General features: G+C 42.4%; 16 protein-coding genes. 1 reads left to right on the top strand and 15 read right to left on the bottom strand.

Annotated features, from left to right (window positions below; genetic code table 11):
* Window positions 1-7 precede the first annotated feature (7 nt).
* From G6R09_RS06400 to flgK, 4 genes are all read right to left on the bottom strand, one after another.
* Entirely contained in the window at window positions 8-406 is a 399-nt protein-coding gene (locus G6R09_RS06400) for a flagellar protein FlaG (RefSeq protein WP_163921266.1), read from the bottom strand.
* Window positions 407-493: 87 nt separating this feature from the next.
* Complete coding sequence (locus G6R09_RS20000) at window positions 494-1894, bottom strand: flagellin (protein WP_163921264.1); 1401 nt, start codon at window positions 1892-1894, stop codon at window positions 494-496.
* 373 nt (window positions 1895-2267) lie between these two features.
* A complete protein-coding gene (flgL, locus tag G6R09_RS06390; protein WP_163921262.1) occupies window positions 2268-3566 on the bottom strand; it encodes a flagellar hook-associated protein FlgL in 1299 nt (432 codons plus the stop codon).
* 12 nt (window positions 3567-3578) lie between these two features.
* Window positions 3579-5570 (bottom strand): flagellar hook-associated protein FlgK, encoded by a 1992-nt coding sequence (gene flgK / locus G6R09_RS06385; protein ID WP_065177257.1) that lies wholly within the window; start codon window positions 5568-5570, stop codon window positions 3579-3581.
* Between the two features lie 221 nt (window positions 5571-5791).
* On the opposite strand from flgK, the gene G6R09_RS06380 reads away from it, so the two are divergent.
* Window positions 5792-5977 (top strand): flagellar hook protein, encoded by a 186-nt coding sequence (locus G6R09_RS06380; protein WP_065166474.1) that lies wholly within the window; start codon window positions 5792-5794, stop codon window positions 5975-5977.
* A gap of 86 nt (window positions 5978-6063) precedes the next feature.
* Here the strand turns inward: G6R09_RS06380 and flgJ are convergent, their stop codons facing one another.
* From flgJ to G6R09_RS06325, 11 genes are all read right to left on the bottom strand, one after another.
* Window positions 6064-7062, bottom strand: coding sequence for a flagellar assembly peptidoglycan hydrolase FlgJ (gene flgJ / locus G6R09_RS06375; RefSeq protein ID WP_087844102.1), 999 nt, complete (start codon window positions 7060-7062; stop codon window positions 6064-6066).
* Window positions 7063-7097: 35 nt separating this feature from the next.
* Entirely contained in the window at window positions 7098-8168 is a 1071-nt protein-coding gene (locus tag G6R09_RS06370; protein WP_240345719.1) for a flagellar basal body P-ring protein FlgI, read from the bottom strand.
* 51 nt (window positions 8169-8219) lie between these two features.
* Window positions 8220-8942 (bottom strand): flagellar basal body L-ring protein FlgH, encoded by a 723-nt coding sequence (locus G6R09_RS06365; protein ID WP_065166575.1) that lies wholly within the window; start codon window positions 8940-8942, stop codon window positions 8220-8222.
* A gap of 91 nt (window positions 8943-9033) precedes the next feature.
* Complete coding sequence (gene flgG / locus G6R09_RS06360; RefSeq protein WP_163921258.1) at window positions 9034-9822, bottom strand: flagellar basal-body rod protein FlgG; 789 nt, start codon at window positions 9820-9822, stop codon at window positions 9034-9036.
* A gap of 19 nt (window positions 9823-9841) precedes the next feature.
* The gene (flgF, locus tag G6R09_RS06355; protein ID WP_060997099.1) at window positions 9842-10591 is read right to left on the bottom strand and encodes a flagellar basal-body rod protein FlgF; all 750 of its coding nucleotides are present in this window, start codon (window positions 10589-10591) and stop codon (window positions 9842-9844) included.
* 158 nt (window positions 10592-10749) lie between these two features.
* Window positions 10750-12102 carry a flagellar hook protein FlgE gene (gene flgE / locus G6R09_RS06350; RefSeq protein WP_163921256.1) on the bottom strand — a complete coding sequence of 451 codons (1353 nt, stop codon included), beginning with the start codon at window positions 12100-12102 and terminating at the stop codon, window positions 10750-10752.
* An 8-nt stretch (window positions 12103-12110) separates the two neighbouring features.
* Window positions 12111-12857, bottom strand: coding sequence for a flagellar hook assembly protein FlgD (locus tag G6R09_RS06345; RefSeq protein ID WP_060997101.1), 747 nt, complete (start codon window positions 12855-12857; stop codon window positions 12111-12113).
* 17 nt (window positions 12858-12874) lie between these two features.
* Window positions 12875-13291 (bottom strand): flagellar basal body rod protein FlgC, encoded by a 417-nt coding sequence (gene flgC, locus G6R09_RS06340; protein WP_065177251.1) that lies wholly within the window; start codon window positions 13289-13291, stop codon window positions 12875-12877.
* A gap of 3 nt (window positions 13292-13294) precedes the next feature.
* Window positions 13295-13690: a flagellar basal body rod protein FlgB gene (gene flgB, locus G6R09_RS06335; RefSeq protein WP_065166478.1), complete on the bottom strand. Its 396-nt coding sequence runs from the start codon at window positions 13688-13690 to the stop codon at window positions 13295-13297.
* Window positions 13691-13962: 272 nt separating this feature from the next.
* Window positions 13963-14790, bottom strand: coding sequence for a protein-glutamate O-methyltransferase CheR (locus tag G6R09_RS06330; RefSeq protein WP_065177250.1), 828 nt, complete (start codon window positions 14788-14790; stop codon window positions 13963-13965).
* 54 nt (window positions 14791-14844) lie between these two features.
* On the bottom strand, window positions 14845-15780 hold the full coding sequence (locus G6R09_RS06325) for a chemotaxis protein (protein WP_065166481.1): 936 nt from the start codon (window positions 15778-15780) through the stop codon (window positions 14845-14847).
* Between the last annotated feature and the right edge of the window lie 38 nt (window positions 15781-15818).

Below are 15818 nucleotides of genomic sequence, written 5' to 3'. Positions count from 1 at the left end.
TCTTTAACTACACAGTACGGCTTAAAGAACTCAAGCTATGCTTGGCTAAATTTTCGTTTAACTCTAGCAATTCTTGTGCCGGAACTTGGCGAATAATATCGCCGCTTTCTTTATCGACAATGGTCGCTATTTGTTTACCCGTTTCATCATCAATATGAAACTGTAAACTGCGATTAACCTGTTGTAATAGTTGTTCAATCTGCTTAATTCGTTCTTGCTCTTGTTGATTATCAAGATTGAATGAATTAAGCGGATTGTCATCTTTTTTAATGGCTTCGGTTTTATTGACGGTTTGATTTAATGACGCGTTATTGCCAAGAATTTTTGACGGTTGAATATCATCAACGCCAGCTTGAACATCGTGAGAGTTATATAATGATGAAGGTGGTAGAGGATTGATCGCCATAGCCAGTTCCTTGAGCATATTTGTTAGCGATTAAAATACAATAATGCCCTGCTTGATATACCAAGCAGGGCACGACACGATTACGAATTAACCTAGTAGGCTAAGCGCAGATTGTGGAATTTGTTTTGCTTGTGCCAGAATAGATGTACTTGCCTGCTGCAGGATCTGATTCTTAGTCATGTTAGTCGTTTCAGAGGCGAAATCGACATCTTTAATACGGCTGTTTGATGCGGTTACGTTTTCATTGATGTTAGCAAGGTTGCTCAATGTATGGTTAAAACGGTTTTGCACCGCACCTAAATCAGCTCGTTGCGCATCAATACCAGCGATTGCTGCGTCAATAACTTCTAATGCATCTTGTGAGCCTTGAGCTGTAGTTAAATCCACTTTATCAACTGAATTTAATCCACTATTAGCTTTATCAGTAAGAGCTGCTGCTGCCGTTCCACTCATTGTGAAAGAATCACTTGAAGATAAATTTAACTTTGCATTAGCAACAATATTTGTAGCATCTGCAGTAGCTGCTACACCATCAAGCTTAGTACCCGCAACTTTTGCTCCAGAGATAGTTACTCCCTCAACATCTTTTGCGCTTAAGACAATAGATTTATTATCTTCAGATAACTCTGCGCTATAACCTTTTTTACTAAGGTCTTCTGCTAATTTTTTAGTATCTCCTTTATATGTGCTTAAATCAAAGCTATCACCACCAATATTTAAAGTACCAGTTTCATCTTGTGCAAGCTCTGATATTGTTGTAGAAATTGACGTTTCTGCTTTGATACCAGTACCAGATTTATTAATTTCATCAGCAACTTCAGTTAACTTTTTACCAGTAATATCTAATGCTTTTGTACCATTTGGACCAACTAAATTTAAATCTTTAGATGCATCTACACCAACTTTGAAATTAGCTGCTGCTGCTGCTGCTGTTGTGGCACCAAATAATGTACCAGCAGTACCGCCAGCTGCATGATTCCCCATAGCATCAGCAGATATATTACCTAAAGACACACCAATGGTCTCATTTGCATTAGATCCAATCTGGAATTGTTTAGTGCCAAAAGATCCATCTAACAAACTCTGGCCACCAAAAGTAGTCGTATCTGCAATTCGCGTTAATTCAGTCGTTAAGGCTGTGACTTCTTTTTGAATAGCAATACGATCATCATCTGAGTTAGAACCATTGGCTGACTGTAGTGCCAAATCACGCATACGTTGAAGCATATTAGTACTTTCTGACATCGCGCCTTCAGCCGTTTGCGCCATTGAGATGCCGTCGTTAGCATTACGCATTGCTACGTTCAAACCATTTGTTTGGCTGGTTAAACGGTTTGAGATTTGCAGACCTGCAGCATCATCTTTTGCAGAGTTAATGCGAAGACCTGATGATAGTTTTTCCATGCTGCTTGCGACGCCATTGCTTGCACCATTTAGGTAACGCTGGGCGGTCATTGCAGAAACGTTAGTATTAACTGTAACAGCCATAGTTGTTGCTCCTTAATTTGATACCCAGCAATCCCGGGCGAAGACAGTTTTATCTGTTGTGCTAAAGTTAACGGCACCGTTTTAAGAAGCTTTAGAATTATTTTTAGTATTTTGTATATTTATTTAACAATTGATAAATAGGGAGAATAGTTGGCGAGTGGCGAGTGGCGAGTGGCGAGTGGCGAGTGGCGAGCAATATCCTCAACTTATAGTCAAGTATCAAAAATAAATTTGAAGATCGATTGACTGAATACTTGTAACCCAGAGCAATTACACAGAATTATTTACAGGGTTGCTCTTATCTCTCTTCTGCTTTTACTCGAAACTCACCCCTATCTTCTGCTCTTCCTCGAAACTCGCCCCTGCTCTTCCCTTAAATATAATTAAACAATGACAATTGCTTGGTTTGCCCAAACGCTTGCTGCGAGGCTTGCAGCGCCATCATTTGTTGATTCATATCCATAATGGCTTTGCTGTAATCAAGATCTTCTAAGCCACTTTGAGCCTGATTTAGGGTTAATTCAAAATCCAGATGTTGTTCTAACTGGCGATCGACCTGCTGCATAATAGTGCCGACTTCTGAACGCTGCTGGTTCATATGCACAAAGCCACTATCGAGATCATCAATCACTCGCTGTAAGTTTGCTTCTGCCGCAGGCGATGAAGTTGGACGCTCTGCGTTATCAATCGCACTCTGAATCGAATCAAAAATATTGATGGTTTGCGCAGGCTCTAAAGTAATGCTATCGCCACTGCTGATGCCATCAAATTTAAGCTTAATTTCAGCCTCTCTGTCTGCAACGGCAGCTGCTGGTTCGACAGGTTCAAGTGGCTTTGAGCGCGGCGGATAAACAATACCTATTTGTTCATTATACGGCTGATTTTCTGCAACTACATTTTCACCAATTTTAAGACTATATTGCATCTCTTTGGTGGTTTTACCATCAGCGACCACATCAACTTCATTAAAACTCACTTCAATCGTTTCAGCACTCGCAAAATCACTGGTCGTCGCTGAAAGTAAATGCAGTTTAGAGCCATCGGTTAAGCCATCCGTTGTGGCAGTTTTATCACTAAATACAGGTCGAAAATCACCGTAACTATTAGGCACATCAGTAAATAGCTGATCGCCAGGCAAGCTGGTTTTTACATTAACCGATTTATCAATTTGCGCATAACGCGACTGGTTATCACCGTGATAGTTCATGCTGCCATCAGTGGCTTCCATAAACGGCTTAGTGTCAGATTGATTACCCGCAAACACATAGTTACCCGCTTCATCACGGCTATTGGCTAATTCTAGTAACCCATCACGGAGGCTGATTAATTCATCTTTAAATGCGGTGCGGTCGTTACTTGCCATCGCGCCATTGATCATTCCCAGCACTTTTTGTTTGGTTGCGCCAAGGTTATCTTCAACCCCAGCTATCGCGGTTTCCATGGTTTGCAGACGATTATTGGCAAGGGTGATGGCACTATTATATTGATCGATTTGAGTCAGCTGTTGGCGATAGTTTTGAATCGTTACCGATGACACCGGATCATCACCAGCGGTTTCGACCCGTTTACCGCTAGATAATTGGCCGTTAGTTTGATTCAGTTCGCCTTGCTTACGCATTAAGTTGGAGGTCAGGTTTTGGTATTGGCTGGCGGTTGAGACGCGATTGATCATGACAACTCCTGGTTATACTGCGCGCATTAAGGTATCAAAGGTTTCTTTTGCCACCGACATAATTCGTGATGACGCCATGTACGATTGTTGAAACTTCATTAGATTAGCGGCTTCTTCATCAAGGTTGACCCCTGATAAATTCGATACTCGCTCTGAGGCGGAATCAAAATCAAGCTGATTTACTTCAGTTAATTTATCGGCATTTTTTTTAAGCATGCCAATATCTGTCGCTAAGCCTTCAAAAACATCAATCACACTGGATTTACCATTCGCCATGGTCTTTTGATGCTGAACTTGCTGCATCGCTAAAAAGTTACCGTTGCCGCCTTGGGCATTTTGCGCGCCAAGTTCAATCTCAAAACTATCATTGGCTTTTGCACCTGCTGATAAAGTCATCACTGGGATTGATGTGGTATCACTGGTTTTAAACACAATAGTTGCGCCATCATCAACGGAATAACTATTATCGACTAATTCAACTTCGTCATTAGTTTTTAAATCAGTGACAGTTACCGTCATCTTCTCATCAACTGAATTCAATTTTAGTTGATAACGCCCAGCGGCGTTATCAGGCACATTCTCTGCTTTAGTGATGGTTGCTGAGCCGAGATTGGATTCCGCGGCAATAGCTGTAAACTGACGGTGACCTGCCAAGCCACGCGGATCGGTCATTGCCAGTGAAATATCCGCTGCACCACGGCGTAAAGGTTGAATAATGGTAGTTTCAGTCTCACCAGCCGTTATTAATGTTGGTGGCGTATTAATGGTAATTTCGAGACCATCAACCTTAGCAACAAACTTGCCATCAGCATCAGCATCGGCTTCAAGTTTAGTTTTGTTACCTTGCTGATCAATAACCGTATGACTAATAGATATTTTTTTATCTATTCCTTCCTCGGCCTCACTGACTAATTGATAATCACCTAATTTAAGCTGGTTAATATCATCAATTTTAACGCTAATATCACTGCTGCTACCAAAGGGTTTAAGCGCCCGTTGTGACATCGCTTCGGTACTATTAATATCGTTAAATAATGCTTGTCCTTGCTGACCATTAAGATCAACGCCCTGCTGTTGCAACTCATTCATTTGGGACCCAAAGCCAATTGCCATTTGTCCGAGTTGATCCAAACTTTTATCAATCACATCATCACGTACCGTTAGCATCGCCCCTAAGCTGCCGCCAATAGTATCGCTCTTAATCGGTTTGCTATTATTGCCATTGATTAACGCGATTTGTTTATTGGCAACATCAGGATCGCCATCGACGAGTTTCAACTGCGATGCACTCACGCCTGAAACTAAAGTATCACCGCTGCCAATAATAACCGTATTGGCTAAGCTGCCTTTATCCGCTAACACTGTCACTTGCGTATATTTGGCTAATTCGTTGATCAGCGTTCGTTGTTGATCAAACAAATCGTTACTGCCATCACTAGTTGATTGTTGTTGCAGGCTGGTATTAACGGCGGCAAGTTCTTGCCCTAGCGCATTGACGCGTTCAAGTGAGACCTCAAGTTGCTGATTAACATCAGTACGAATATTGGTGAGGGTTTCGTGGGCATTATTAAGATTAACCGCCGCTTGATTAGCATGTTCTAGCACCGTTTGACGGCTACCGAGATCGCTTGGGTTATCCGCTAATGAACGCACCGAGTGATAAAAATCATTAATACTGTTCACGCTATTAACCGCGCTTTTAGAGGTGAAGTCATCTAACATCGCTAAATGCTGTTGTTTAACGTTCGCTTCTTCAAGCTGAGTGGTTGATAGCGTCAGTTCGCGGGCTGCAAATTGATCATAGGCACGACTGACGTTATCAATATAAGCGCCAGTACCATAGTAATTATTACCATTCCAATGCGCATTATCTGCTTTTTGCTCAACAACTTGACGGCTATATCCAGGCGTGTTGACATTGGTAATGTTATGACTTGCCACATCCAATTGTTTTTGAGATGTGCGTAAGCCACTCACCCCAATTTGCATCAAATCTACCGCCATTGCCCACTGCCCTCACTGAAAATTAAACCATTACCGTCAATGTATTGCGATAACGCTGTAACTAATAAGCAAGAACTGAACCACTTTTAAATAAATAACGCACTGACATCGATGTTTAAATAAATACTGTTAATTGGCATTTATTTACTTATACTTTTGCCAAAGCTGCCGATACAGATCAACACTTAACAAAACTAACGTCATAACAAAGGATCGCGCTAATGAATGTTTTACTTTCTGGATTAATTGGTTACGCGATAAAAGAAGTGGTTGTGCCGCTGATTACTGACAGTAACGATGATCAGCAACAATCAAAACAAGTGTCTGATAAGGAAGTCGAAGGGGCATTATTTGAGAGTAACGATCTGATTAAAATGGTCTCAAGCTTAGTTGATATTGTGGTATAAGATTGTTGTTGCTTTCATTGTTCACAACTCCCTCGATACACCAGCTTTTTAGTTACTTTATTCTTTGATCGCCCCGATCATCCTGATCACAATAAGCTCTGCACTTTTTTCATTACCGCTAACACTTTGTTGCTGTAATTAGGATCAGTGGCGTAACCTGCTTGATGAATTTCACGAATAAATTGTTGCGGCTGAGTACTGTGCGTCAGTGCTTTTGAATAGCGCGGATTATGCTGTAAGAAATTAACAAAATCATCAAAACTGTGCTGATAAGAATCATAAGCACGAAATGCGGCTTGTTCTTGAACGGCAATACCATCATGAAATTCTAATGTTTTAGTGGCAACCTTTTGCCCCTGCCAGCGTGGATCGGCTTTAATATTAAATAAATTATTGCTTGAACCAAGCGCATTATTGATCACTTTTTTACCCCAGCCAGTTTCTAATGCTGCTTGAGCAATCAATAACGCAGGATCGGTGCCTAATGCACGTGCCGCTTGCTGCGCATAAGGTTTCATGTGATCAACAAATTCCGCTGCCGAGGCAAAACTTGTCGGTTTAGCGACCGCAGCAGGCAGCGCTTCAACCGGATTAACCGCGCTTGATTTTACCGCAATAGGCGCTGGTGCTAATGGTGCTGGTGCGGCTAACGGTGATGTTGTGGCAGTCGCTGTGGCTAAAGCTAAAGCCGGCGCATCGGCATTAATTGGCCGAATCGTAAATGGCTGCGGTTGCTGCTGAGGTCGAAGTTCGGTTGTCGGCTGGTGTTGACTCAAATCTTGTTGCTCACCACCGAGCTGTTTAACTATCATATCCGCCAGCCCTAAACTACCAGTGGTACTAAGCTGCGAAGAGAGTTGTTCATCGTGCATTTGCTGGTAAAACTTACCGTTATTGCTACTCATTAAATCTGATTCAAAGGCGCTATTGGCTTCACGCATCGATTTAAATAACATCTGCGTAAAAATAGATTCAAACTGGGTTGCCGCTTCGCGCAAAGAGCCTTGTTTATCATTATTAATTCCTGCACGTAAGCGATCAAGATTACTTAAGTCATGAATAAAACCCGGCTCTATTTGCTTCATTGCGGCTCCCTTTATAGTAATGATGCACTAACTGATTAGATAATGATTAACTGACCTTCAATCGCACCAGCTTGCTTTAACGCTTGTAAAATCGCCATTAAATCTGATGGCGCTGCGCCGACTTGATTGACCGCTCGTACTAATTCATCCAAGGTCACTCCCGGCTCAAATTTGAACATGCGTGCATCGGATTCATTAACAGTTATTTGTGAATTAGGCACGACCACGGTTTCACCACCAGCAAAGGCATTGGGCTGACTCACTTGCGCATTTTCTTTAATGGATACCGTCATGCCACCATGAGTAATTGCTGCTGGACGTAACTTAACATGCTGGCCGATAACAATAGTGCCAGTGCGTGAGTTAACAATGATTTTTGCCGAGCCTTCAGCGGGATCAAACTCTAAATTTTCAACCGTTGATAAAAAAGCCACTCGCTGACTAACATCACGCGGCGCACGGACACGAATCGAGGTTGCATCCACAGCTGATGCCATTTGTGGGCCTAAAAACTGATTAATCGCATCAGACATTCGTTGCGCGGTAGTAAAATCAGATTCGTACAAGTTAAAGGTTAAATAATCGCCACGCCCAAACGGGTTTGATACTTCTTGTTCAACCATCGCACCATTGGTGATTCGTCCCACTGTTGGGGTATTACCCACCACTTTAGAGCCATCAGCACCTTCAGCACTAAAGCCTCCGACCACTAAACTGCCTTGAGCAATCGCATACACTTTACCGTCAAGACCTTTAAGAAACGTTTGTAATAATGTGCCGCCACGTAAACTTTTGGCAGAGCCAATCGAAGACACAGTAATATCAATCGTCTGACCTTGCTTGGTAAACGCAGGCAAAGTCGCATTCACCGCAACGGCGGCGACATTTTTGGTTTTCGGTTTAGTACCGACAGGCAATTGAATACCAAAGTTTTGCAACATCGCATTAAAAGTTTGCTCGGTAAACGGGGTGGTTTCACCTGTGCCGGGTAAACCGACCACTAATCCATAACCGACTAATTGGTTACTACGCACGCCTGCAACGGCGGCGACATCTTTGATCCGTGCTGCTTGCGCAGTGGTGGTAAATAAAGCCAAGGCTAGCATACATATTGACGAAATTTTCAAGCGATTCTCCGCTGCGAATTAAGGTGAGGCTTAGAAAGCGACATTAAAAAAGCGTGATAGCCAGTTTTGCTGCTGAATATCTTGTCTATCACCAGTGCCTGAATATTGAATCCGTGCATTAGAAATACGGGTCGAGGCGATAGTGTTATCTTGATCTATGTCATCGGGACGAATATTGCCGCTAACACGAATATATTCTTCGCCAGTATTGAGCATTAACCACTTTTCACCCCGGATCACCAAGTTTCCATTACTGAGCACATCGACCACTTCAACCGAGATCGAGCCTTTAATACTGTTACTTTGATCGGCAGAAGTTGAACCGGCAAAAGAGTTATTATTCGCCATCTCATAAGACAAAGTGTAATCATGCAAAGTGACAGGCTTACCACCAAGATCAATCGGCTTCATATTAAGATCGGTTTTTTTATCGAGATCAGAGCTGGCGCTTTTCTTAGCCGCCGTTTTCTCTTCCAGCAAAATTGTCACAATATCGCCAATTCCACGCGGCTTAGTGTCATCATATAAATCTTGCGCCTGAGCTTGATTAAATAACGATCCGGTTGCAGTAGCATAGTGCTCTGGTTTAGGTTGTGGTCGTACTGGGTTCCACGCCGGATCGTTCATTTGTGCATCTTCACGGCCACGCAAGCGCTCAATCAAGCTTTTGGACTGCGGCTGCTTACCTTCAACAGCATCAACATTGGTGGTGGCTTTTTCGATATCACTGCCAACCGTATCAGGGGTCGACATACAACCACTTAATCCACAAATCAGCGCAATAATGCTCCAACGCCAATAACGATTTTGGTGTGTTTTCACCGCAAGCTCCTTACCAATCGAGTTATAATTGCTGATTAACGTAACTTAGCATTTGGTCAACAGTTGAGATCACTTTTGAGTTCATTTCATAAACCCGTTGTGCTTCAATCATGTTCACTAGCTCTTCGGTCACATTAACATTGGAGGTTTCAAGCATCGATTGACGAATAGAACCAAAACCTTCTAAACCCGGCGTGCCTTCTTGTGGATCGCCACTAGCACCCGTTGGTAAGAATAAGTTTTGCCCGATCGGCTCCATACCCGCGGGATTAATAAAATCAGCGGTGGTTATTTGCCCCAGAACTTCGTTTTCCTGTTGATCACGAATACGTGCTGAGACTTCACCATCAGTACCAACAGTAATACCTACTGCATTATCAGGTACCACAATTTCAGGCTGCACAGGGTAGCCACTGCCGCTAGTGACGAAAATACCTTGATCATTAATCGTAAATTGACCATTACGGGTATAACCGATATTGCCATCAGGCAGTAATACTTGGAAAAAACCGTCGCCTTCGATCATCATATCCATAGCGTTATTGGTCGTTTGAGTATTACCTTGAGTAAACACTTTTTGAGTAGCAACCACTTTTGAGCCCGCACCCAACATTAAGCCACTTGGCAGAGTGGTGTCTTGAGTTGATTTACCGCCAGGTTGGTTAATATTTTGATAGAATAAATCTTCAAAAACAGCACGACTTTTCTTAAAACCAATTGTCGAGGCGTTAGCTAAGTTATTAGAAATGGTTGAGATATTGGTTTGTTGGGCATCTAAACCTGTTTTACTGACCCATAATGCTGGATGCATGCTGATCGTCCTTTAGTAATTAGCTGATACGCATCAGTGAAGAAGAAGACTTATCCATTTCTTCGGCTGATTTCATTAACTTCACTTGCATTTCAAAGTGACGCTGTAAATCAATCATGCTGGTCATTTCAGCGACGGCGTTAACATTACTGCCTTCAAGCATGCCTTTGGCTAAATTGACGCTAGCATCGGCATCTAAAGGATCACGATTACCAATCACTTTAAATAAGCCATCAGTATCTTTAAATAAACTGCGATTATCAGGCTTTACAAGTTTAATGCGATCAACCGTCACCATGGTATCGGGCGGCGCGCCTTTGGGTAATACCGCCACTGTGCCATCTTTACTTATTTCAATTTTATTGATCGGTAGAGGAATAAAAATAGGGCTGTCGTTACGTCCCAGTACCAACTGACCATTGCTGTTTTGCAGCATGCCCATTTGATCAACTTTCAAATGCCCAGCACGGGTATAGCCTTCTTGACCATTGGCATCTTGAACAGCTAACCAGCCATCACCTTGAATAGCCACATCAAGATCACGCCCAGTATTGATCACTGAACCTTGCGCAAAATCATTACCAGTACGCTCAGCCATGGTAAACACGCGGCTTGGTACGCCTTCACCAAACACCTGCATACTACGTGCTTGTTGTAAGTCAGCTCGAAAGCCCGTTGTACTGACGTTAGCAAGGTTATTGGCATGGACTCGCATACCTTGCATATCTTGTTTTGCCCCGCTCATGGCGAGAAACAGCGCCCGATCCATTTTTTTGACACTCCTCTGTTCAATAGCGGATTTAAAGCAAAAATTACGCCAAGATATAAATAAAAAATAGCAACGTTCAGAAACTGAGAGCTGAACATACAAAAACGCCACCGATAGCGGTGGCGTTGAGCAATTAATAATAATGAACGTATTTGAAATTAACGAATTTGAAGAATATTTTGCTGAAGTTGGTTATTAACATCCAAAGCACGAGAACTGGCTTGGAAGTTACGCTGAGCACTGATCAAATCCACCAGCTCTTGAGTCATATCAATGTTTGATTGCTCTAGAGTACCGCTTTTGATAGCACCAAATGAACCTTGGGATGCATCCCCCCATACCACTTCACCTGACTCTTGGGTTGCATTCCATAGCGATCCACCAAGTTGTGTCAGCCCTTGCTCATTGGCAACCCGTGCCATTGCCACGCGACCGACGATTAAATCTTTACCATTGGAGTAAGACGCCATGATATTGCCATCAGGATCGATATCAACTTTGGATAAATAGCCCGTTGTTGCACCATCAACATCTTGAAACTTACGTACTTCAAATGCTGAGGCGTACTGGGTTGGATCATCATATTTCATGGTTAGTGCCTGATTAATATCAGCACCACCAACATCGATCTTGGCATCGGCAAAGCTTTCCATTGGTATCTCATTTGGAGAACCCGCCTGAAGTTGCCCATTAGCATCAAATTTCATGATGTAGCCAATATGCGGACTCACTTTTGGATCCGTCATATACTCATCAGATAATGACCACGGTTTTACGTCCAACGCCACTTCGTCACCATTGTTATTGGTCACGGTTTGATAAACTTCCCATGTATTGGCTTGCTGCAGCGCAGGAGTCGCTGCATTAGGATCATACTTTGCCACATAATAAGTGGTCATTTTGTATGGCTTACCCAATGAATCATAAATGGTTGATGAGGTCGAACGGCTAAATGAATCTGGATCCTTAAAATCAAACGGCTGACTTTTAGGTTTCGTCTCACTATTAGGTAAATTAAGAGAGACTTTGATATTTTTAGAGGCCGTTGGCTGTCCAAACACATCATCAATTTTGAGTGATTTGGCCTCATAAGAAGCCACCGTATTAGTATCTTGGTTCACTGGATAACCTAATAAGAATTTACCTTCAGAGTTAACCAGTTCATTTTCATTGTTTAATTGAAACGCACCATTACGGGTTAGATTACTGTTGGCGGCTTCATTTTTGTTATCTGCCACCGCAAAAAAACCGGCACCAGATACCCGTAAATCTAACGGGTTATTGGTATAAATACTTGAACCTTCATGGAACTGTTGTGCCACCGTTGAGGTTTGAACACCGCCACCCGTGGTGGTCTTAGAATTTGAGAAAATAGAATTTGAATACACATCGCCAAACTCTGCCCGCGACTCTTTAAAGCCAAAGGTATTGGCGTTGGCAATGTTATTACTGGTGGTATTTAAGTCCTTTTGCGCAGCACCCAAGCCACTTAATGCGATATTCATGCTCATGAGTTCAATTATCCTTGTTGTGTACTAAGTGGTGCCGCAGATTGGGCGCTTTTACCAATTTGTAAGACTTCAGCGAGGTTGACAGGTTTTGTCACACCAGCGAGGTTTAACATCACTTTACCGTCGCTGTTACCCAGTAAAACGCTATTTACATTAGCGTGAGTTAATACTTCAAATTGTTGGCTTTCACCACCAACATTACCTGATACCGAGAAGTTATATTTACCCTGTGGCATCACATTGCCAGCATCGTCTTTGCCATCCCATGCAAACGGATGCTCTCCGGCTGATTTTGCGCCAAGCGTAACGGTTTTCACTAATACGCCTTGCTCATTTTCAACTCGTAGAATGGCGTTATCGACTCCTTGTTGCATGCGCACCATACCCGCCATTTCACCATCATGGCTTTTTAGCGCCGACGCACTTGGAATAAGTACATCTTGGCCGACTAGCGATGATGCTTGCAGTGCTTGGTTAGATGTCATAGCACTATTGAGTGAGCCAAATTGCTCATTCATTTTATTGATGCCATCAACAGTAGCAAAAGACGCCATTTGGGCGATCATCTGATCATTACCTACGGGCTTAAACGGATCTTGTTGCGCTAATTGTTTGGTTAACAACGATAAAAAATCATCTTGCTTTAATTGATTAGTGCCCGTTGTCGGTTGCTCTTCAGCAATTTTTTTATCTTGCATGCCTTTTAATTGGTCAAGATAAGAAAGGGATTGCCCTGCGCCATTAATGGTTGTCATAACACTCGCTCCTTTGCTTATTTGCCCATCTGCAATGTTTTCATTAGCATTTGCTTACTGGCATCTGCAACTTGAACGTTATTTTGGTAAGAGCGTGATGCTGAGATCATATTGGCCATTTCTTCCATCACATTAACGTTCGGTTTATAAATATAGCCCGCACTGTTTGCCAATGGATGCTCTGGATTATATTCAGCATTTAATGGCTCGTTGCTTTCAACGATACCTTGCAGTTGTACTGGTACACTGGCACTGCCTTGATAAGACGCGCTATCAAGTGCTGCGGCAAAAATAGGATGACGCGCTTTATAAGTTTCTTGCGCAGAACTACTGACACTGTTGGCATTGGCAAGGTTACTTGAGGTGGTATTGAGTCGTACTGACTCGGCACTCATGGCAGAGCCGGTAACATTAAAAATATTAAATAAACTCATCCATTATTCCCCTTTCAATGCCTTGGTGAGATTCTTAAATTTAGAACCTAAAAAGTCTAACGATGCTTGATATTCAATGCTATTTTGCATAAATAAGTTTTGTTCTAATTGCGCATCGACTGTATTGCCATCACCGCTGTCAGGTTGGGTAGGTACGCGATATAACTGTTCACCGCTAGCACCACCAGAGGCAGTAATATGCCGCCCATTGGTACGATTAAGGCCAACGTTTGCCCCTGCGGTTGCCGATTGTAAGACGCGGCTAAAGTCGACATCTTTTGCTTTAAAGCCTGGTGTGTTGACATTGGCTAAGTTGCTCGCCAACGTTTCGGCGCGGGTTGCGCGAGCACCAACGGTATGTTGATGAATACCTAATGCTTTATCAAAAGAAATCGACATATTTTGCCTCTACGGTGTTGTTCACAGTCACAATGACAACAGATGTAAAGCAAGGACAATGCCAAGATGGAAAAGAGGGTAGGAAAAAGGGGCGAGGGGAAGTAGGAGAAAGGAACGAGTGGCGAGAAAAGCTTAATCGCTAATAATATAGTAGCAACCTTTCCAACTGAGTTTAGATATTGAAAACTCGAACCTCGAAAACTCAAATCCTCGAAAACTCAAACTCTCGAAACTCGAAAACTCAAACTCTCAAACCTCCCCCACTCTTACTCTTATTTTAATTTATAAATGATACCCGGGTTACAGCGTACCATTTCAAACTTATCGCACAATCCGGTTAACGATTCTGATGCCCCTAAGAATAAATATCCGCCTGGGTTTAAACTCGCCGCTAATTGATTAAGCACTTTGATTTTGGTTTCTGCAGAAAAATAAATTAATACATTGCGGCAAAATATCACGTCAAATTTACCCAATAAAACATAGCTTTCTTTTAAGTTCTGCGTACGAAAACTAACCAATTGCTTCACTCGCGGATTGACCATCATGCCGCCACTAGCATGAGGTTCAAAAAACAGTTTTCTACGCGCAGTAGACAAGCCTCGACTTAACGCTAGCTGGTCATACACCCCTTCACGGCACATATCGAGCATAGTTTGGGAAATATCTGTAGCTGTGATCTGAATGTTAGGCAATAGTCCCGGCCGTTTTTGCTGTTGTTCTAAAATGGTCATCGCAATTGAATATGGTTCTTGACCTGACGAACTTGCCGCTGACCATATTTTAAATGGTCTTCTTTTGGCAGCTAATTCTGGCAACACCTTGTCAGCTAACACCGTATAAGGATAGCCGTCACGAAACCATAACGTTTCATTGGTTGTCATTGCATCCACCACAGCCACTCGCACTTCACGATTGCGTCCACTGAGTGTCAGTTGCAACAGCGCAGATAAAGACTCCATACCAAAACGTTTAATTAATGGGCTTAAACGACTACGAACTAAGTACTGTTTATTGTCCCCCAAAACAATGCCACACTGCGCTTCAAGATAATGACAAAAGTCATGATAATCTTGATCATTTACCGTTAATGTTGTCATTAATTGCTCTTTATTATTTTTATATTATTACTACACGTCGAATTTTATTGATGGTTAAGCTGGTGTGTTAACAATAGGTACCATGGCATTTTTGACCGCTTGTCCGAGTTCATCAGGATTAAATTTAGGAATAAAAGCATTAGCTCCTACTCGTTCAATCATTGCTTGATTAAAGACACCACTAAGAGAGGTATGCAAAATAATATGCAAATCTTTTAAGGCTTGATCGCCACGAATAGCCGCAGTTAAGGTATAACCATCCATTTCTGGCATTTCGATATCAGAAATAACCAGTGCCAACTGTTGATAAATACTGCCCTTAGCTGCCATAGCTTGTAGTGTATTCAGCGCTTCCTTGCCATCTTTGACACAAATACAATCACAGCCGATAGATTCAATTGCCCGCTGAACTTGCTTACGTGCAACCATGGAATCATCCGCAATTAGCACGGTTTTTACTGCTGGAGTTATCAGATTAATTTCATCAAGGAGCTCAGTTGATAAACGGGTATCTGCCGGAGATATTTGGTCAAGGATCTTTTCAACATCAAGAATTTCCACCAGCTCGTTGTCAATCTCAGTGACCGCGGTAAGGTAATTACTTCGCCCAGCCCCTTGTGGCGGCGGTAAAATAGCTTCCCAATTGATATTAACAATCCGCTCAACCGCTGAGACTAAAAATCCCTGCACCGAACGGTTAAATTCCGAAATAATAATAAAGCACTTACTGATGTCTTCAACAGGTCGACCGCCAATAGCAAGGCTAATATCGATCACTGAAATGGTTTGGCCACGAATATAAGCCACCCCTTTTACAAACGGGTGTAAATTCGGCATTGCGGTTAATTTCGGGCACTGTAAAACTTCTTTTACTTTAAAGACGTTAATGCCATAGCGCTGGCGTCGATTGAGCCGAAACGTAAGTAACTCTAATCGATTTTGGCCAACCAACTGAGTACGTTGATTAACGGAATCTAAAAGACCTGACATGTGAAATAGCTCCCTGCTCAAGAATATTAATCTGACCA

It is taken from the genome of Photobacterium sp. Alg240-V54, assembly GCF_900537155.1.
Taxonomy (GTDB): domain Bacteria; phylum Pseudomonadota; class Gammaproteobacteria; order Enterobacterales; family Vibrionaceae; genus Photobacterium.
This window is presented reverse-complemented; position numbering and strand designations above follow the sequence as displayed.